The following is a 17,986-nucleotide window of genomic DNA, read 5'->3' as shown; positions in this document are numbered from 1 at the left end:
CGGCCCGCCGGAGCCCCGGCGGGCCGGGCGTACCGGGCCTGGGATCAGCGGGCGGTCAGTTCGGCGTGTGCCCGGGCCGCCGCGCCCAGGGGCACCGCGTCGGCGCCCAAGGCGGCCCGCAGCAGCTTGACGGGATGACCGCTGATCGGCGGCTCGGCGGTCAGAGCCTCCTGGATCAGCGGTTCCAGCAGCGGCCAGGCGCCGCTGACGCCGCCCCCGATCACGACCGTGGCGATGTCGACCAGGCCCGCGGTCATCACGATCGCGCGGGCGATGCCGGCGCCCGCCGCCGCGTACACGGCATGCGCGTCGGCGTCCCCGTTCCGCGCCGCCTCGGCCACCTCGCGGGCGGTCAGCTCCCGCCCGGTGCGCTCGCCGTAGCGGGCCCGCAGGGAACGGGCCGAGGCCAGCGTCTCCAGGTGGCCGCGGCCGCCGCAGGTGCACGGCAGGTCGCCGAAGCCGGGGATGTGGCCGATCTCGCCGGCCGCACCGTGGGCCCCGGTGCGCAGCGCGCCCCCCGTCCACAGCGCCCCGCCGACGCCGGTGCCCAGGGTCATGCCCAGGACGTCCTCCTCGCCCGCCGCCGCACCGCACGCGATCTCGCCGCGCAGGAAAGCGTTGACGTCGTTGTCGAGGAAGGCCGGGACGCCCAGCGCGGTGCGCAGGGCGGCGGTCACCGGGAAACCGGCCCAGTCGGTGAACGAGTCGCTCGCCACCAGGACGTGACCGGAGGCCGCGTCGACCACCCCGGCCGCGCCCACTCCCACAGCGGCCAGCCGGCCGGGGGTGCGGGCCCGCACGACGGCGAGCGCGTCGAGGGTCGCGGCGATCATCGCCCGGCCGCCGGACCGGGCCGGGGTGGCCACCTCCGTGCGGTCGAGCACCTTCAGTTCCGCGTCGCAGAGCACCACCTGGGTGGTGGTGCCCCCGATGTCTACCCCTGCGAAGACGGGGGTGTCGGGACCGCTCACCCCTGCTCCTCCGTCCGCCCGGCGGCGAGGGTCGCCAGCCGCTCCGCCCGACGCCCGCGCTGGACCACCGGGTCGGGCACGGGCACCGCCGCCAGCAGGCGCCGGGTGTAGTCGGTCTCCGGGTGCAGCAGGGTGGCCGACGTGAGCCCCTGCTCCTCGGCCCGCCCGGCGCGCATCACCACCACCCGGCGGGCGAACTGCTGCACGACCGCCAGGTCGTGGGAGACGAAGAGGCAGGCGAAGCCCAGCTCCTCCTGCAGTTCGCCGATCACTTCGAGGACCGCCTCCTGCACGCTCACGTCCAGGGCGCTGGTGGGTTCGTCCGCCACCAGCAGCCGCGGCTCCAGGACCAGGGCGCGCGCCAGGCTCACCCGCTGGCGCTGGCCGCCGGACAGCTCGCGCGGCGTGCGCCGGGCCACCTCCCGCGGCAGCCGCACCCGGTCGAGGACCGCGGCGACCAGGGCCTCCCGTTCCCTGCCGGACAGCCCGCGGCGGTGGATCCGCAGCGGTTCGGCGACGCACTCGCCGACCGTCATGCGGGCGTCGAGCGAGGCGACCGGGTCCTGGAGGACGACGCCGATCCCGGCCCGCAGCGCCCGCCGCGCCCGCGCCCGGGTACGGGCCAGGTCGGCCCCGAACAGGGTGACGGACCCCGAGGTGGGCGCGATCAGGCCGAGCGCCACCCGGGAGGCGGTGGACTTGCCGGAGCCGGACTCGCCCACCAGGCCGAGGGTCTCGCCGGGGCGGACGGCGAACGAGACGCCCTTGAGGGCGTGCACCGCCTGCTTCCCGCGGCCGAAGACCACCGAGACGTCCGTCAGCTCCACCGCCGGTTCCCCGGCGGGTGCGTCGGTCCCGCGGTCGTCCCCCTGCGCGGCCCCGCCGGACTCGCCCGCCTCGGCGACCGAGAGCCGCGGTACGGCGGACAGCAGCCGCTTGGTGTAGTCGTGCGAGGGGCGCAGCAGGACGTCCTCGACGGGTCCGGTCTCCACGATGGCGCCCTGGTACATCACCGCGACCCGGTCGGCGAAGTCCGCGACGACGCCCATGTTGTGGGTGACCAGCAGGACACCCGTGCCGGTCTCCGCCGCGAGCCGCCGCAGCAGGTCGAGGATCTCGGCCTGCACGGTCACGTCGAGCGCGGTGGTGGGTTCGTCGGCGATCAGCAGCGCCGGTTCGTTGGCGATGGCCATGGCGATGACCACGCGCTGGCGCTGGCCGCCGGAGAGCTGGAACGGGTAGGCGCGGGCCCGCTGCTCGGGCTCGGGGATGCCGACGCGGCGGAGCAGTTCGACGGCGCGGGCGGCGGCGTCCGCCGCGGAGACCCGCCGGTGGTTGCGGATCACCTCGGCGATCTGCTTGCCGACCCGGGTGAGCGGGTCGAGCGCGGTGGCCGGTTCCTGGAAGACCATGGAGACGGTCGATCCGCGCAGCCCGGACAGCCGTTCCTCGTCGGCTCCGACGATGTCGGTGCCGTCCACGACGGCCCGTCCGGTGGCCCGGGCGTTGCCGGCGAGCAGCCCCATGGCCGCCAGCGCGACGGTGGACTTGCCCGAGCCCGACTCGCCGACCAGGGCGAGCGTCTCGCCGGGCGCCACGTGCAGGGACACGCCGCGCACGGCCTGCACCGGGCCGGTCTCCGTGGTGAAGACGACACCCAGGTCGTCGAGGTCCAGGATGTGCCCGCCGCGGGCGTCGGCGGCCGGTCGTCGAACGGCGCTCATGCCCGCCCCCTCACGTCGAATGCGTCCCGGAGTCCGTCTCCGATCGCGTTGAACGCCCACACCACCAGGATGATGGCGAGGCCGGGTGGCACGATCAGCCACCAGTAGCCCGAGTAGGCGGCGGTCATCCCGGTCGAGAGCATGCCGCCCCAGTCGGTGGCCGGGGGCTGCACGCCCAGCCCGAGGTAGGACACGTAGGCCACCAGCAGGATCGCGTCGGCGACCTGGAAGGTGGCCGCCACGATGATGGTCGACACCGAGTTCGGCAGGATGTGCCGGACGATGGCGCGCCCGTGGGTGCCGCCGATCGCGCGCAGAGTGAGGACGAAGTCCCGGTTCTTCAGCGTCAGGGTCTCGGCCCGCACCAGCCGCGAGGGCACCAGCCAGGAGATGAGGCCGAGGATGAGGACGAGGCCGGTCAGGTCGGGGGTGGTGATCGCGGAGACCACCAGCAGGATGAACAGGGCGGGGATGGCGATGCCCGCGTCCACCACGCGCATCATGACCGCGTCGATCCAGCCGCCCGCGTAGCCGGCCGCGGCGCCCCACAGGGTGCCGATGACGGTGGCGAGGACACCGGCCGACAGACCGACGATCAGGGAGACCTTGCCGCCGTACATCAGCCGGCCCAGCTCGTCGTGGCCGACCGCGTCGGTGCCGAGCCAGTGGTCGCCGCTGGGCGACTGGTTGACCTGCTGGAGCAGCGTGTGCGTCTGGTCGGTGGAGTAGATCAGCGGGCCCACGAAGCAGAACAGGACGAAGAAGACCACCACGCCGAGCCCCACCACGGCGAGGCGGTTGCGCAGGAAGCGGCGGACCGCGAGCCGGGTGCCGGAGGCGGCGGCACGCTCGGGCTTCGCCGCGAGCCCGTCCAGGGAGGTGAGGGAACTGCTCATGACCGACCTGCCTTCACTCGGGGGTCGATGACGCGCTGCAGGACGTCGGCCAGGAGGGTGCCGGTCACCGTCGCGATCGAGATGACCAGCACGCAGCCCAGCAGCACGGGGTAGTCGGAGGACTGGGCGGCGGTCCAGAACAGCAGGCCCATGCCCGGGTAGTTGAAGAGCTGCTCCACCACCAGCGCGCCGCCGAAGAGGACCGGCACGTAGTAGCCGAGCATGGCCACCACGGGAGTCAGCGAGTTGCGGAAGACGTGCCGGGTCAGGATGGCCCGGGGGCGGGAGCCGCCGGCCCGTGCCGTGCGCACGTAGTCCTCGGTGAGGTTCTCCAGGGTGGCCGAGCGCATGTAGCGGCTGAAGACGGCGACCATCGTGGCCGCGCCGGCCACCACCGGCAGCACCAGACCCTGGGGCTGGGAGAGCACGGCCCAGACGCTGTTGCCCTGCGGCGCCTGGGCCGGGAACCAGGGCAGGACCTGGCTGAAGACCAGGACCAGGATCAGGCCGAGGAAGTACACGGGGGTGGAGTAGGCGATGAAGCTGAGCGTGGTGATGACGTAGTCGACCGGCTTGTTGCGGCGGACGGCCTGCCACACGCCGAGCGGCACCGCGACCAGCAGCCCGACGACCGCCGACAGGACGGTCAGCAGCAGCGTCTTCGGCAGCCGTTCGGTGATCAGCTGGGAGACGGGCTCGTTGAGGGTGTACGACATGCCGAGATCGCCGTGGATCAGCTGGTTCAGGTAGTACACGTACTGGACCGGCAGCGGCCTGTCGAGTCCCTGCTCGTGGTTGAAGGCGGTGATCTGCGAGGCGGTGGCCTGGGGGCCGAGGATGCCGCGGGCGGGGCCCCCGGGCAGGGCGTGCAGCAGGCAGAACACCACGACGGTCACGAGGAGGACCACCGCCAGGGCCTGCAGGACCCGCCTGATCAGGAAGGAGTATGTGCTCATGGGTTTCCGGGTGACTGGGTGCGGACGGGGAGGCTGCGGATGAGCGGGGCCGGGCGCGGCCTCACTTCGTCCACGCCCACATGGCGGGGTGGAAGTTGGCGAGCGAGTCCTGGGCGAACCCGCCGAGTCCGTCCCTGATCACGGAGACCTGGTAGTCGGGCTCGGGGAGCCAGATCACGGGCAGGTCCTCGGCGAGCGCCTTGCTGTAGTCGAGCATGGCGTCGGGGGACGAGGAGGTGGTGGTCCGGTCGATCAGCTCGTCCACCTCGGGGTTGGAGTAGCTGCCGAAGTTGGAGCCGCCGCCGCTGGCGAACAGCGCGTCGCCGCTCGGGTAGGCGGGGAAGTACCAGCTGCCGGCGCTGCCGAAGAAGGAGAGCTGCCACTTGCAGGCGGGGTCGTCCTGCTTGCACTGACCGGTCTGCGAGAGGACCGAGTTGACCGGCGCGGTCTTGATGTCGAAGTCGATGCCGGTCTCCTCGAAGGAGGACTGCAGCGCGCTCATCATGTTGTCCGTCTCCGTGGAGCCGGACTGGGAGAGCACCCGCATCCGGAACTCGGTGCCCTCCTCGACGCCCTCGCCGCAGTGCCCCGCGCCCGCGCCCGGCGAGGTGCACACCATGGTGCCGTCCTTCAGGCTCCAGCCGTGGTCCGTCAGCAGCTTGCGCGCCCGGGAGTTGGAGAAGGGGTACGGCTCGGCCTTCTGCTCGCCGGAGAGGAAGGCGGACGCCTGCCCCTGCGGGACGGGGCCGTAGGTGGGCACGGCGGTGCCGTTGTAGAGCACCTTGGCCAGGGTCTTCTGGTCCACGGACATCTGGATGGCCTGCCGGGCGTACAACTGCTTGAAGACCGCGCCCATCTCGGGGTTGTTGAAGTTGTACGGCATGTAGGTGACGGCCCAGCCGGACCAGCGCTCGACGTGGTAGCCGAGGTCCGTGAAGGACTTCTTGATGCCCAGGTCGGAGGCCTTGATGTAGCCGTAGTCGACCGTGCCGGCCCGCAGCGCGTTCTCCTCTGCGGCCGCGGTGGTGAACGACAGCAGGTTGATCTGCCGGACGTGGGCCGCGCCCCCGCCGTCGTACTTCTCGTTCTCGATCAGCTCGACCCGGCCGGAGGTGGAGAAGGACTTGAGCGTGTACGGGCCGCTGACCGTCTTCCACAGCGGGTCGCTCGCGTAGTGGGAGATCTTCTTGCCGGCGTCGATCAGGTACGTCCAGACCTTCTCGGCGCCGGCCGGGGTGCGGTCGAGGTCGGAGACGGCCCCCGAGTCGCCGGTCTTGTCCCACACGTGCTGCGGCATCGGACGGATCATGCTCAGCTCGTTGGCGAGCATCCACTGCCGGTTGTAGGCGCGGTCGAAGTCGAGCGTGAAGTGCCGGTCGTCGACGGTCTTGAAGGAGGTCCAGACGTCCGGGGCCTTGCCCGGGCTGTAGCTGGCCCACGACTTCTTGTTCTGACGGACCAGGTTGAACCAGAACTCGACGTCGCGGGAGGTGACCGGCTCGCCGTCGCTCCAGTGGCGGTCGCCGAGGGTGATGGTGACGCTCTTGTTGTCCGCGGCGAACTTCGCGTCCGTCGCCAGCGAGTTGTCCTTGTTCCAGCCGATCTTGCCGGCCGAGCCGTCGTAGGCGATCAGCGGCTCCCACAGGACCTGGGATATCGAGGCGTTGTTGGTGTTGAGGTGACCGGGCGTTCCGATCGGCACGATCCAGTTGGGGGTGAAGTTCGCCGGGAGGGCGTAGTTGATCTCGTTCTTCGAGCCGGAGGGGGCGGACACCCCGCCCGTGCAGCCGCTGAGCAGCACGCCCACGGCCGCGCATGCGCCGACGACGAGCGCCCGGCGTCGGCGTGTCGCTGTGCGAGCAGGGGACATGTATCTCCTCCAGGTGAGTGGGCTGGAGGTCAGCTAACGCCTGTCTCGGTGCGGGTTACAAACAAAGTTCTGTAACAAGTAAGTATCTCCGGTTCTGAAAAAAGTCCGGGCGGCTCCCGTACGGCGATTTCCTGCGTGGATCACCATTCACGCAGCGGCGATTGAGGCGTACTGTCTGCATCGGACCGACCATGGGGAAGTAAGCACGTAGATGAATGAAATAAGTACGCGGGGCCGGAAGGCGGCGGGCACCTCGGCGCTGGCGGCGCGAGCCCTCGAACTGATCGCCTCCGGCCGGGCGACCTCCCGGGCCCAGCTCGCCGAGCTGCTCGGCGCCGCGGCCTCCAGCGTCTCGGTGGCCGTGGGCCAGCTCGTGGAGCACGGCCTCGTCGCCGAGGAAGGGACCCAGTCCTCCACCGGCGGACGCCCGCGCAAGGTGCTCAGACTCGGCGGCCAGGACGAGTTCGCCGTCGCCGCCGACCTGGGCGGCAGACACGCCCGCGTCGGGGTGGTTTTGCCGGGCGGCGAGCTGCGCGACGTCTCCACCGTGCCCCTGGTGATCGCGGAGGGCCCGGAGGCCTCCCTCGCCCGGCTCGCCACCACCCTGGACGAGCTGGTCGAACGGCACGGCAGGGCACGGCTGCGCGGCGTCGGCCTCTCCCTGCCCGGCCCGGTCGACACCGCGACGGGCAGCGTCGTGCAGCCCTCCCGCATGCCCGGCTGGAACCGCTTCCCCGTCGAGTCCTGGCTCCGGGAGCGGTTCGCCGTCCCGGCCGTCGCCGACAACGACGCCAACTGCATGGCCGTGGGCGAGCACACCGCCCGCCGGGGACGCCACCAGCAGGTGATCATGGTGAAGATGGGCACCGCGATCGGCGCCGCCGCCCTCGTCGACGGCCGGCTCTACCGCGGCGGCACGGGCGCGGCGGGGGAGATCACCCACATCCGCATCGCCCGCGGCGACCACATGCCCTGCTCCTGCGGCAACACCGACTGCCTGGAGACGGTCGCCTCCGGCGCCGCCCTCGTCCGGGTGCTGCGGGACGAGGGCGTCGACGTCACCACCGCCGAGGACGTGGTGCGGCTGGCCACCGACGCGCACCCGGAGGCCAACCGGGCGGTGCGCAGGGCCGGGGACTACCTCGGCCAGGTGCTCGCCGCGAACGTCAACTTCTTCAACCCGGACGCCGTCTACCTGGGCGGCATCCTCTCCACCGTCGAACCGTTCGTCGCCGCCGTCCGCAGCCAGCTCTACGAGAGCTGCCACCCGTTGGTCACCGAGCACCTGGCCATCGAACGCGCCGTCCTCGGCGCCGACGCCGGCCTGCTGGGCGCCGGGCAGTTCGCCCTCCAGCGGGCGCTGGCCCAGGCCCTGCGCCAGGTCGGCGGCGCCCAGCTGGACCCGGACCGGTTCCAGACCCCGGCCCCCTGAACCGACGCCACCCGCACCCCCTCCCGCACCATCCGCACGAACGAGGAGCCATGTCGCACCCCAGCACCCCCGCCCCCACCCGCTCCCGCCGCCCCGTCGTCGCCATCGCCGGTCTCGGCATCGAGTCGTCCACCTTCTCGCCCGCCCGCACCCAGGCGCCCGCCTTCCACCCCTCCCGCGGCCAGGAGGTCCTGGACCGCTACCCCTTCCTCGCCGCGGGCGAGGAACTGCGCGAGGCGGCCGACTGGCACGGCGCCCTGGTCGGCAAGTCGCTGCCGGGCGGCACCGTCACCGCCGCGGCCTGGGAGGAACTCACCGGGGAACTCCTCACCCGGCTCGCCGCGCTGCCCGCACTGGACGGCCTCTGGTTCGACATCCACGGCGCCATGACCGTCGAGGGCGTCGACGACGCCGAGGCCCTGCTCCTGGAGAAGGTACGCGCCGTCGTCGGCGACGACGTGATCGTCTCCACCTCCATGGACCTGCACGGCAACGTCTCCCGCGCCCTCGTCCACCGCAGCGACCTGATCACCTGCTACCGGATGGCCCCGCACGAGGACCACATGGAGACCAAGGAACGGGCCGTACGGAACCTGCTGACGCACCTCGCCTCCGGCGCCCCCCGCCCGCTGAAGGCATGGGTGCCGGTCCCCGTCCTGCTCGCCGGTGAGCAGACCTCCACCCGCATCGAGCCCGCGAAGAGCGTGTACGGAGCCGTCGCCGGGGTCGAGGCCCAGGACGGCGTGATCGACGCCGCGATCTGGGTCGGCTACGCCTGGGCGGACGAACCCCGCAACCGGGCCGCGGTCGTCGTCACCGGACACGACGAGCAGGCGGTGTCCGAAGGCGCCGAGAAGCTGGCCCGCGGCTTCTGGGCAGCCCGCCACGACTTCGACTTCGTCGCCCCGACCGGCACCTTCGACGACATCCTCGACGAGGCCCTGGCCGGCGAGCGGCGCCCGTACTACGTCAGCGACACCGGCGACAACCCCACCGCGGGCGGCGCCGGTGACGTGACCTGGGGCCTGACGCGGCTGCTGGCCCGCCCCGAGTTCCAGAAGGAGGACGGGCCGACCGTCCTGTACGCCTCGGTGCCGGGGCCGGAGGCCGTCCGGCAGGCCGCCGCCGCGGGCGTCGGGGCCACGGTCACGGTGACGGCGGGCGCCGAGGTCGACGACCGGCACGCCGGTCCCGTCACCCTCACCGGCGTCGTGCACGCCGTCCGGCACGGCGACCGCGACGCGCGGACCGAGGTCGTGATACGCGTCGGCAGCGCGTACGTGATCCTCACCGAGCTGCGCAAGCCCTACCACCACGAGCACGACTTCACCGACCTGGACCTCGACCCGCGCGGCGCCGACATCGTGATCGTGAAGATCGGCTACCTGGAACCCGAGCTGTTCGCGATGGCCGCCGACTGGAAGATGGCCCTCACCCCGGGCGGCGTCGACCAGGACCTGGTCCGCCTCGGCCACCACCGCATCCGCCGCCCCATGTTCCCCTTCGACCCCGCCATGGCCGACCCGGACCTGTCCGCCCGCCTGATCCCCGCGGCCGACCAGCCGCTGACCGGAGCCGACGAATGAGCGCCACGAATGCCATGAGCGCCATGAGCGCCATGAACGCCTGTCCCAGCCTGGAGATCGCCGTCACCTCCCCGGCCGGAGCCCGCACCGCCCGCGAGAACGGCGCGGACCGGGTCGAACTGTGCACCGGACTGGAACTGGGCGGCCTCACCCCCTCGACCGCGACGGTCGAGGCGGCCGTCGAGTCCGGGCCGCCCGTCCACGTCCTGGTCCGCTGCCGCCCCGGCGACTTCGTGTACGACGGCGAGGAGGTCGCCCTGATGACCGCGGAGGTGCGCGCCGCCCTGCGCGCGGGCGCCCGCGGGGTCGTCGTCGGGGCGCTGACGCCGGACGGCGCCCTCGACACGAAGGCCCTCGCCGCGCTCGTCGCCGCCGCCCGGGACACCGATCCCGCCGCACAGGTCACGCTCCACCGGGCGGTGGACCAGGCGAGCGATCCGGTGGCCGCCGTCGCCGCGCTGCCGGGGCTCGGCATCACCCGCGTCCTGACCTCCGGCGGAGCGCCCACCGCGATCGAGGGCGCCGCCGTGCTCACCGCGATGGCCGCCGCGGCCCCCGGGGTCGACGTGGCCGCCGGGGGCGGGGTGCGACCCGGCGACATCCCCGGCCTGCTGGCGAACGGCGCTGGCTCGGTGCACCTGTCCGCCAAGTCGCGGGCCACGCCCCGGCGCGCGGCCGGCTGGGTCCCCCTCGGCGCGGGCGGCACCTCCGCCGAGGACGACACCCACTTCGTCACCGACGGCACGGTCGTCGCGGCGGCGAGGCGGGCGCTGGACACGACACGCTGAGGGCGGGAGCGGGGCCGCAACCGGCGCCCGGCCGGACCGTGCAGGCGGCTTGTACTGTGCACTCATTCGACGATCGGACGATCACGGGGGTGTCCATGAGTGACGTGCATCCGATACGAAGCCGCAGACCGGGTCTCTCGCTCGGTGTGCGGATCATCAGCGTGCTCGTCCTCGTCGCGATCGGAGCCGTCGGCGCCTGGCTCAAGCACGACGCCTCCGGCCGGAGTGCGCAGCCGCGTACGGAGTTCACCGCGGACAACCCGCCCCCCGGTCTGCCCGCCGCGCTCACCACCGGCCAGCACCTCCACTGGTCCCGCTGCACCTCGCCGCCGACCGCGCGCACGGCCTACGAATGCGCCGTCATGAAGACCCCCCTCGACTACCGGAAACCGGCCGGCAGGACGATCGACGTCGCCCTGATCCGCCGCAAGGCCACCGGCCCGAACGCCCGGCGCATCGGCTCGCTCGTCCTCAACTTCGGCGGTCCCGGCGTGTCCGGCGTGCGCGGACTGCCGGAGTACCTCGACCAGTACGAGCCGCTCCTCGACCGCTACGACCTGGTCTCCTTCGACCCGCGCGGTGTCGGCGGGACCATCCCCGTGCGCTGCGGGAAGACCGCGGACGACACCGGCTTCGACGGGGCCGAGGCCTGCGCCGAGCACTCCGGGGCGCTCGTCCCGTACATCGGCACCTCGCACACCGCGCGCGACCTCGACCTGATGCGCTACCTCCTCGGCGACGAGCGGCTGCACTACTTCGGCGTCTCGTACGGAACGGCGCTCGGCGCGACCTACGCCCACCTCTACCCGTCGCACGTCGGACGGCTCGTCCTCGAAGCGCCCGTCGATCCGACCGAGGACCTCAGCGAGGAGCAGCTGTCGCAGGTCAAGGCGGTCCAGGCGGCGTTCGACCGGTTCGCCGCGCACTGCGCGGCCCGTATCCGCCACTGCCCGACCGGCGACGGGCCCGAGGAGGCCGCGCGACGCATGGCGCAACTGTCCGACCGCTTGGCGAAGAAGCCCGCCCCGGCAGGCGGCGGGAGGAAACTCGACGCCGACGACCTCGCGTACGCCGTCAGCGATTATCTCGACCTCGGCACGGACGGCTGGCCGCCGCTCGCCAAGGCCCTGACCGCGCTGATCGATCACAACGACGCCGGTCCGCTGAGCGAGGGCGCGGGCGACAACGGCTCCGCCGACGGCGCGTCGAGTCCGCAGGACGACAGCCGTGCCGCCCAGATCGCGATCACCTGCGCGGACTCCAGCCTGCGCCCCGGCTTCGAGCGCCTCGACCGGGACGCGGCCCGCATCGAGGCCGCCTCACCCGTCTTCGGCGAGGCCTGGTCCACCGGCGTCTACCTCTGCTACGACTGGCCGTTCGACGGTGAGCGCGCCACGCCCCAGGTGGGCGCCGACGGTGCGGCCCCCATCCTCGTGGTCGGCGGCACCGGCGACCCGACCACCCCGTTTCCCGGCGCCCGCCGCATGGCCCGCGCTCTGGGCGACGGTGTCGGCGTGCTCCTGACGGCCGAGGAGGAGGGCCACGGCACGTACCCGCAGAACGACTGCGTCACGGAGGCGGTCGACACCTACCTCCGCACGGGCCGCACCCCGGCCGTGGGGACGGTGTGCCGGGGCAGCATGTCCTGAGGCCGGTACGTACGGACCCACCGGGCGGCCGTCGGCCGGAACACTGGGACACTGACGGCGTGGACGCACTCGCCGGACTGCTGGAGGGCCCCCGGGCCCGTGGCGCCTTCATGATCCGCGCCTGTTTCGACCCGCCCTGGGCGGTGCGCGTCGAGGATGAGGCGCCGCTGACCGTGATGCTGATGGTCCGCGGCGACGCCTGGATCGTGCCGGACACGGGGGAGCGGCTGCGGCTGCGGGCCGGGGATCTGGCCGTCGCGCGCGGCCCCGACCCGTACGTCTGCGCCGACGACCCCGGCACCGCCCCGCAGGCGGTGATCCTGCCGGGCGGCGCGTGCAGTTACCCCGACGGACGCCCCCTCAACGGCTCGATGGACCTCGGCGTACGCACCTGGGGCGACCGCGCCGACGGCGAGGCGGTCCTCCTCATCGGCACCTACCTGGTCCGCGGCGAGATCGGCGGCCGGCTCCTCGACGCGCTGCCCCCGCTGCTGTCCCTCACCTCCGAGGACTGGGACAACCCCCTCACCCCCCTGCTGATGACGGAGGTCACGCGGGACGAGCCGGGCCAGGAGGTGGTCCTGGACCGGCTCCTGGACCTGCTGGTCATCGCCGCGCTGCGGGCCTGGTTCGCCGGTCCGTCGGCCGAGGCCCCCGCCTGGTACCGGGCCCTGGGCGACCCGGTCGTCGGCCGGGCGCTGCGGCTGCTCCAGGACGATCCGGCGCACCCGTGGACCGTCGCGTCCCTCGCCGCCAAGACCGGCGTCTCCCGCGCCGCGCTCGCCCGCCGCTTCACCGATCTGGTCGGCGAACCGCCCATGGCCTACCTCACCGGCTGGCGCCTCGCGCTGGCCGCCGACCGGCTGCGGGACGGAGAGGACACCCTCGGCGCGATCGCCCGCCGGGTCGGCTACGGCAGCGCGTTCGCGCTGTCCGCGGCGTTCAAGCGGGAGTACGGGGTCAGCCCGCAGGAGTACCGGAACGGGGTGTGACTCCGGTGCGGGGTCGGTGCGGGCAAGGGGTGCGCTGCCCGGCGGTGCGGGGTGCCGCTGCGCCCACCCGTGCCGCCTGGGGGTACCTCCCAGGCCGTTCAGGCACTGGGGGAGGCACGACTGCCCGCAGCTACGGCGGCTGCCCGCAGCAATAGGGCTGCGGCGTAGCCTGGCAGGCGTGTATGCGGAGCGGGCGTCACGGTTGACCGGTGCGGTGGTGTGGACCAACACCCCGACCGGGTCCGGTCCCGGGCGGGTGCTGCCCGACGGGTGCATGGATCTGCTCTGGTACGACGGCCGGTTGCTGGTCGCGGGCCCCGACACCCACGCCTACGTGACCGAGGGCGCCCCGGGCCCCTGGGCCGGGGTCCGCTTCTACCCCGGCACTGCCCCCGCCCTCCTCGGCGTCCCCGCCGACGCACTGCGCGACCGGCGCGTCGACCTCGCCGACCTCTGGCCCGCGACCCAGGCACGGCGCCTGACCGCCCGGGTGAACGCGGCCCCCGACCCGGCGACGGGCCTGGAGGACGCCGCGCTGTCCCGTGCCGCCGAGGCCGGGCCCCCCGACCCGCTGCTGGGTCGCATCGTCGCCGCCCTCGACGCGGGCCGCCCGGTCGCCGCCACCGCCGACGCCCTCGGCATCGGAGCCCGCACGCTGCACCGCCGCTCGCTGGCCGCCTTCGGCTACGGCCCCAAGACGCTGGCCCGCGTACGGCGGCTGCAACGCGCCCTCGCCCTGGCCAGGGACGGCACGCCGCTCGCCGAGACGGCCGCCCTGACCGGCTACGCGGACCAGGCCCATCTGACGCGTGAAGTACGCGAGTTGGCGGGTACGACGCCGGGCGAGCTACTGCGCGGCTAGCGGCGCGAAGAGGTCGACGCCGTGGCCGTCCGGGTCGTTGACGACGGCGTACCGCTGCCCCCAGGGGGCGTCCCAGGGCTCGCGCTCGCCCTTGCACCCGGCACCGGTCAGGTCGGCGTAGCAGGCGTCTACCTCCTCGGGCGTGTCGCACAGCAGGGCGAGGGAGTGCCGCCCGCCCCCGGCCGGCGGCTGCCAGCCGGGAGTGAAGGAGCGGACGGAGTCCTCGGTGTCCAGGAGCAGTCGGATGCCGCCCGGCACAACGGCCTCGGCGTGCGGCTGCCCCTCGGAGCCCTCGGGGAAGGCGAAGCCGAGCCGGCGGTAGAAGGTCACGGAGGCGGCCATGTCGGAGACGACGAGGCCGATGGCGTCGAATCGTGCGGTCATGGGCTCACCGTAGGCGGGGTGCGCGATCCCGTCTTGAAGAAAATGGACACCCGACCGCCGGGCGCCTCAGAAGCTCCTCAAGTCGGTTGAACGGGGCGGGGTGTCCCGACGATCATGGCCGTATGTTCGGACGCCTCGCCCCACCGGAACTCAACGTCCTGGTCCTGCGCGACACGGACGTCGTCGCCCACCGCGTCCGTCAGGCGCTCGCCGAGGCGACGCCCGAGGAACGGCCCGGCCTGGAGCGTGCCGCCGCCCTGGTCGAGCAGGCCGCCGCGGAGCCCGACGCCGCACTGCTCGCCCGCTGGGTGCACGAACGCCTCGCCGCGGCCGGCCACGAGGGCCCCGTCGACTCCGTCCGGGCGGTCAAGACCCTGCGCGAGGCGGCCCCGGGACTCAGCCTGCGCCAGGCCGTGAAGCTGACCAAGGACGCCGCCGCCCACCAGCCCTAGTACCGCTTCGTCGACACCCCCCCAGACCCCGAGCCCTTGCCTGCGGCGGCCGGCCACGGAGTGCTCCGTGGTCGGCCGCCGCCGTGCGGGCTTGTCCGGCCGTACAGCCGTATGGCCGGGAGTGGGGTGGGATGTCAGGTGAAGGGCAGCGGGTCCGGCAGGAGCCAGGTGGCCGCCGCCGCTCCGCTCACCAGGGCCGTCGCCCAGCCCACCCAGGGGCGCCCGGACAGGGCCCGGGCCGCGTGCGCGGCCTCGGAGGTGACGACCACGCCGCAGAGCAGCGCCAGGAACAGGTCGTCCCAGGCCGCCTCCGGCCGGCCGACGACGAGCCAGCCCGCCGCGCATCCCGCGAGGCCCACGGCCATGTACGGCCACGGCGTGTACTTCGCCGGGTCCGGCACGGCGCGTACGCGGTGCGTCAGGATCAGGACGATGTCCGCGACGATCGCCGCTATCGCAATCACTGGTCCTCCATGATCAGAACTTGCATGCCTTCTTCAGGGCCGGGATGCCCAACAGGGCCGCGACCGCCTTGCGATGCGCCGACGTCAGCTTGCGGCGCTTGGCGTAGGTCTGGATCAGCTTCGCGGTCTTCTTGACCCCGATCTTCTTCACCAGCTTCACCGCGGTCAGGACCCGCTTGGAGCTGCCCGCCGGCGTGAAGGTGAAGATGAACCCCGACACCGCCAGCGCGCACTTGGCGATCTTCTTCGTGGTGGACCACCAGGAGGGGTCGATCACGATCGGGAAGGCGCTGTCCGCGTCGAAGTCGACGTGCTGGACCAGTTTGTCGCCCACGACCTTGTAGGCGGTCGGCACGTCGTTGCCGGCGGCGTCCTTGGCCCAGGGGGCGTCGAAGAATCCGGCGGCGTCTGAGGAGGGCGCCTTCTCGGCGTTCTCGTCGCCCGCGGCGTAGAGCGAGACCGAGCCGTCGTCGTGCGTCACGGCCTTCATCCCGGCGGGGACGGTGAAGCCGGTCTCGTAGTCGTGCGGCGCGCTGCCGTCCTTGAGGATGTTCAGCGTGCGCGAGCCCCCGTCGACGGTGGGCTGTACGACGGTGTCGACCGGCCCGGACGACGTGTAGACGACGTTGCCGCCGACCCGGGTGCCCTTGGTGCCTGCCGCGGGGATGGTCAGCCTGTTGGGCATCAGGTCGTTGCGGATGTCGATGGCGTTGTTCCTGCCGTCCCAGGGCACGGAGACCACGTTGTCCTCGGTGACCGCGATGGCGGCGTAGGAGGAGTCCGACGAGGTGGCGGCGGTGACGTCCGCGGCGTCGGAGTAGGTGTTCGCCAGGCCGAGGGCGTGCTCGGCCGCCGTCGGCCTCCACGCCGTGTCGACGGTGAAGCGCACCGGGTCGGACCAGCCGTTGGCGTAGTGCGTGCCGTCGTAGGCGGTGGTGCGGAAACTGTAGGTGTGGCCGGACACGAGCTTGCCCGCCGGGACCTTCACCTGCGAGGTGCTGTTGGCCGGCACCGGGGCCGCGTTGACGGTCGTGACGACCTTGCCGGTCGCGGTGTCGGTGATCTCGTACGTCCCGGTGATCTCGTCCTCGCCGTTGCTGTCCACGGTGGAGAACCGCAGGACGGGCGTGGTGGTGTTCACCCGGAAGATGCCGCCGGACGAGATGAAGGGCGCGCCCGCCTGGAGGTTCACCCCGTTGTACGGGCGGTAGTTGTACGTCACCTCCAGGGTCGGAATCTGGTTCTCGTCGACGGCGTTGGCCGACCGGAACCGCTTCCAGCCGTACGTGTCGGACTCGTCGCCGGCTTTCAGCGCCAGGGAGCCGGTCTCCGCCCGGGCGGAGGACCAGGCCTGCGCCAGTTCGGTGATGTCGGCCGTGACCCAGCCCGCGTTGTTGCAACTCGCCGACCTGGTCCCGGTGGAGGTGGCGATCTTCTCCGTCATCGCGGGCTGCTTCGTCCACCGGGTGCTGGTGTCGGCGGCTCCCGCCGACCACACCTCCCAGGGCCGCTTCTCGCACGACCAGGAGTGGTAGTTCCACAGCTTCAGCGACGCCTTGGACACCAGTGCGTCGGCGAAGTTCGCGGTGCGGAAGGTCAGGAACGACCGCGCGACGCGCTTGGTCGTGCCCTCCTTGTCACCGGGCCAGCCCACCTTGAGGTCGGTGCTCGCGGACTGGTCGGTGGTGTCGCCGCCCTGCACGAAGGTGTCGAAGAGCGTGTCGAGGGCGTCCGTCGCCGGGTCGATGGTGACGGGGTACCGGGTGCCGTGGGCGGCGAGCCAGTCGGTGTCCGGGTGCAGGGCGAGCTGCACGGTGGTGCCGGACTGGGTGACGTCCATGGCGACGCGCCTGCGGTTGACGTGCTCCCCGGAGCGCGGGTCCACCTGGCTGTCCCACATCGTGGGGGCCGGCATCGTCGCGACGGTCTCGCCGGAGTCGTCCACGAAGTCGACGCCGCCGCCGGTGGCCGCCTTGGCGGTCATGCCCTCGGGCAGCACGACGGGCAGCACCAGGGGTGCGCCGCCGCTCGGCGCCCGCCGCAGTTCGAGGAACTGCTCGAAGCCGGTACGGGTGGCCTCGACGACCAGGTCGCCGCCGGGGACGGCGTTCTCGTAGGTGGCGGTGTGGCCGGACAGCCGCGGTGCGGGCAGGCCGCCCTTCCACTGGACGGCGATCCGCTCGTCGCCGCTGCCGAGGGTGACCAGGTCGCGGGCCTGCGTCTGCGGTGCGGCGGCGGCGCTGCGCAGCGAGGGCGCCGGGGTGCCGCCCTCCCCGGCCAGGGCGAGCCCCTGTGGGTGCGCCTTCGCGACGATGTCACCGTCGGCCTTGCGGCGGAGGTCGACGTCGACGTCCGTCCAGCGCCCGTCCTTGAGCATCCGGACGGGCGCCACGGAGGTCTCCCGGGTGAGGGTGCCGTCGGGGTTGGCGAAGACGGTGTCCGTCTCGGTGCGCATCTGCAGGACCTCGACCCGGTGGTCCTGCATCCGCGCGGCGGTCTGTGCCGCGTCGACGCTCTCGGCTTCGGTGATCGGGTGTGTCCTGAGCTGGTCGACCGCCTCCAGCAGCCCGGAGACGGCGCGCTCCGCCTCGGTGTCCCCGGGACCGGTCCCACCGGCCGCGACGGCGACGTGGGGCGTGGCCAGGAGCACGGCGGTGGCGGCCAGCATGGCTATGCCCGAGGCATGCCAGGTGGTTCTCATGTGCGTACTTTCATGGTCTCGGCACACGACCCGCCGATGTCGTTCCCCCCGGCGGGTCGGGCCGCAAATGATCTTTGAGCGGCGCAATGGAAACACATGTCATACAAAAATGGCCACTTCACCCTCTGAAGCGGGCATCCACGGCGTACTGCCTCGAAGGGGCACGATCCTCAACGGGCTGTACCGTGCCTCGACTTGCGGCTCGCCCCGCCCTCGGCCGCAGCGCCCACCGAAGTCGCCTCCCCGGGGAACACCTGTA

General features: G+C 72.8%; 15 protein-coding genes. 7 read left to right on the top strand and 8 right to left on the bottom strand.

Translation table 11 applies throughout. From position 1 onward, the window contains the following. Positions 1–44: 44 nt before the first annotated feature. The 5 genes from K7854_RS06205 to K7854_RS06185 all read right to left on the bottom strand — a co-directional run bounded on the left by K7854_RS06205 (position 45) and on the right by K7854_RS06185 (position 6,417). On the bottom strand, positions 45–971 hold the full coding sequence (locus K7854_RS06205) for an ROK family protein (RefSeq protein ID WP_226025336.1): 927 nt from the start codon (positions 969–971) through the stop codon (positions 45–47). Beyond that, positions 968–2,695, bottom strand: a complete 1,728-nt coding sequence (locus K7854_RS06200) for a dipeptide ABC transporter ATP-binding protein (RefSeq protein WP_226025335.1) — start codon at positions 2,693–2,695, stop codon at positions 968–970. The genes K7854_RS06205 and K7854_RS06200 overlap by 4 nt, the downstream gene beginning before the upstream one ends. Then, entirely contained in the window at positions 2,692–3,591 is a 900-nt protein-coding gene (locus K7854_RS06195; protein WP_226025334.1) for an ABC transporter permease, read from the bottom strand. Before K7854_RS06195 ends, K7854_RS06200 begins: the two co-directional genes overlap by 4 nt. Further along, complete coding sequence (locus K7854_RS06190; RefSeq protein WP_226025333.1) at positions 3,588–4,547, bottom strand: ABC transporter permease; 960 nt, start codon at positions 4,545–4,547, stop codon at positions 3,588–3,590. The genes K7854_RS06195 and K7854_RS06190 overlap by 4 nt, the downstream gene beginning before the upstream one ends. Before the next feature lie 61 nt (positions 4,548–4,608). Further along, positions 4,609–6,417, bottom strand: a complete 1,809-nt coding sequence (locus tag K7854_RS06185) for a peptide ABC transporter substrate-binding protein (RefSeq protein ID WP_226025332.1) — start codon at positions 6,415–6,417, stop codon at positions 4,609–4,611. Between the two features lie 211 nt (positions 6,418–6,628). Between K7854_RS06185 and K7854_RS06180 the strand changes: the two genes are divergently transcribed. The 6 genes from K7854_RS06180 to K7854_RS06155 all read left to right on the top strand — a co-directional run bounded on the left by K7854_RS06180 (position 6,629) and on the right by K7854_RS06155 (position 13,726). Beyond that, complete coding sequence (locus K7854_RS06180; RefSeq protein WP_226025331.1) at positions 6,629–7,849, top strand: ROK family protein; 1,221 nt, start codon at positions 6,629–6,631, stop codon at positions 7,847–7,849. Between the two features lie 50 nt (positions 7,850–7,899). Then, complete coding sequence (locus K7854_RS06175; RefSeq protein ID WP_226025330.1) at positions 7,900–9,435, top strand: M81 family metallopeptidase; 1,536 nt, start codon at positions 7,900–7,902, stop codon at positions 9,433–9,435. A 32-nt stretch (positions 9,436–9,467) separates the two neighbouring features. Then, positions 9,468–10,223, top strand: coding sequence for a copper homeostasis protein CutC (locus K7854_RS06170; protein ID WP_226025442.1), 756 nt, complete (start codon positions 9,468–9,470; stop codon positions 10,221–10,223). A gap of 95 nt (positions 10,224–10,318) precedes the next feature. Next, a complete protein-coding gene (locus K7854_RS06165; RefSeq protein ID WP_226025329.1) occupies positions 10,319–11,872 on the top strand; it encodes an alpha/beta hydrolase in 1,554 nt (517 codons plus the stop codon). Positions 11,873–11,931: 59 nt separating this feature from the next. Then, a complete protein-coding gene (locus K7854_RS06160; protein WP_226025328.1) occupies positions 11,932–12,864 on the top strand; it encodes an AraC family transcriptional regulator in 933 nt (310 codons plus the stop codon). Between the two features lie 178 nt (positions 12,865–13,042). Beyond that, positions 13,043–13,726, top strand: a complete 684-nt coding sequence (locus K7854_RS06155; protein ID WP_226025327.1) for a helix-turn-helix transcriptional regulator — start codon at positions 13,043–13,045, stop codon at positions 13,724–13,726. Here K7854_RS06155 and K7854_RS06150 read toward each other — a convergent pair. Further along, positions 13,712–14,110 (bottom strand): VOC family protein, encoded by a 399-nt coding sequence (locus tag K7854_RS06150; protein ID WP_226025326.1) that lies wholly within the window; start codon positions 14,108–14,110, stop codon positions 13,712–13,714. The genes K7854_RS06155 and K7854_RS06150 overlap by 15 nt on opposite strands. 122 nt (positions 14,111–14,232) lie before the next feature. Here K7854_RS06150 and K7854_RS06145 point away from each other — a divergent pair, with 122 nt between their 5' ends. After that, positions 14,233–14,562, top strand: coding sequence for a hypothetical protein (locus K7854_RS06145; protein ID WP_226025325.1), 330 nt, complete (start codon positions 14,233–14,235; stop codon positions 14,560–14,562). 134 nt (positions 14,563–14,696) lie between these two features. Here K7854_RS06145 and K7854_RS06140 read toward each other — a convergent pair whose 3' ends face one another. Both K7854_RS06140 and K7854_RS06135 read right to left on the bottom strand, forming a co-directional pair. Next, positions 14,697–15,026, bottom strand: a complete 330-nt coding sequence (locus tag K7854_RS06140; protein WP_226025324.1) for a hypothetical protein — start codon at positions 15,024–15,026, stop codon at positions 14,697–14,699. A gap of 13 nt (positions 15,027–15,039) precedes the next feature. Continuing rightward, complete coding sequence (locus tag K7854_RS06135) at positions 15,040–17,727, bottom strand: DNRLRE domain-containing protein (protein ID WP_226025323.1); 2,688 nt, start codon at positions 17,725–17,727, stop codon at positions 15,040–15,042. Positions 17,728–17,986 lie beyond the last annotated feature (259 nt).

Origin of the sequence: Streptomyces hyderabadensis (assembly GCF_020404845.1) — a bacterium.
Taxonomy (GTDB): domain Bacteria; phylum Actinomycetota; class Actinomycetes; order Streptomycetales; family Streptomycetaceae; genus Streptomyces; species Streptomyces hyderabadensis.
Note: the sequence above shows the minus strand (reverse complement) of the source record. Positions and strands in the feature narration are given on the sequence as shown.

Bases quoted from the DNA above. Each gene is read 5' to 3' on its own strand.
- K7854_RS06135 (WP_226025323.1), bottom strand. From the start codon at position 17,727: ATGAGAACCACCTGGCATGCCTCGGGCATAGCCATGCTGGCCGCCACC.
- K7854_RS06185 (WP_226025332.1), bottom strand. From the start codon at position 6,417: ATGTCCCCTGCTCGCACAGCGACACGCCGACGCCGGGCGCTCGTCGTC.
- K7854_RS06175 (WP_226025330.1), top strand. From the start codon at position 7,900: ATGTCGCACCCCAGCACCCCCGCCCCCACCCGCTCCCGCCGCCCCGTC.
- K7854_RS06150 (WP_226025326.1), bottom strand. From the start codon at position 14,110: ATGACCGCACGATTCGACGCCATCGGCCTCGTCGTCTCCGACATGGCC.
- K7854_RS06170 (WP_226025442.1), top strand. From the start codon at position 9,468: ATGAACGCCTGTCCCAGCCTGGAGATCGCCGTCACCTCCCCGGCCGGA.
- K7854_RS06190 (WP_226025333.1), bottom strand. From the start codon at position 4,547: ATGAGCACATACTCCTTCCTGATCAGGCGGGTCCTGCAGGCCCTGGCG.
- K7854_RS06200 (WP_226025335.1), bottom strand. From the start codon at position 2,695: ATGAGCGCCGTTCGACGACCGGCCGCCGACGCCCGCGGCGGGCACATC.
- K7854_RS06165 (WP_226025329.1), top strand. From the start codon at position 10,319: ATGAGTGACGTGCATCCGATACGAAGCCGCAGACCGGGTCTCTCGCTC.
- K7854_RS06195 (WP_226025334.1), bottom strand. From the start codon at position 3,591: ATGAGCAGTTCCCTCACCTCCCTGGACGGGCTCGCGGCGAAGCCCGAG.
- K7854_RS06180 (WP_226025331.1), top strand. From the start codon at position 6,629: ATGAATGAAATAAGTACGCGGGGCCGGAAGGCGGCGGGCACCTCGGCG.
- K7854_RS06145 (WP_226025325.1), top strand. From the start codon at position 14,233: ATGTTCGGACGCCTCGCCCCACCGGAACTCAACGTCCTGGTCCTGCGC.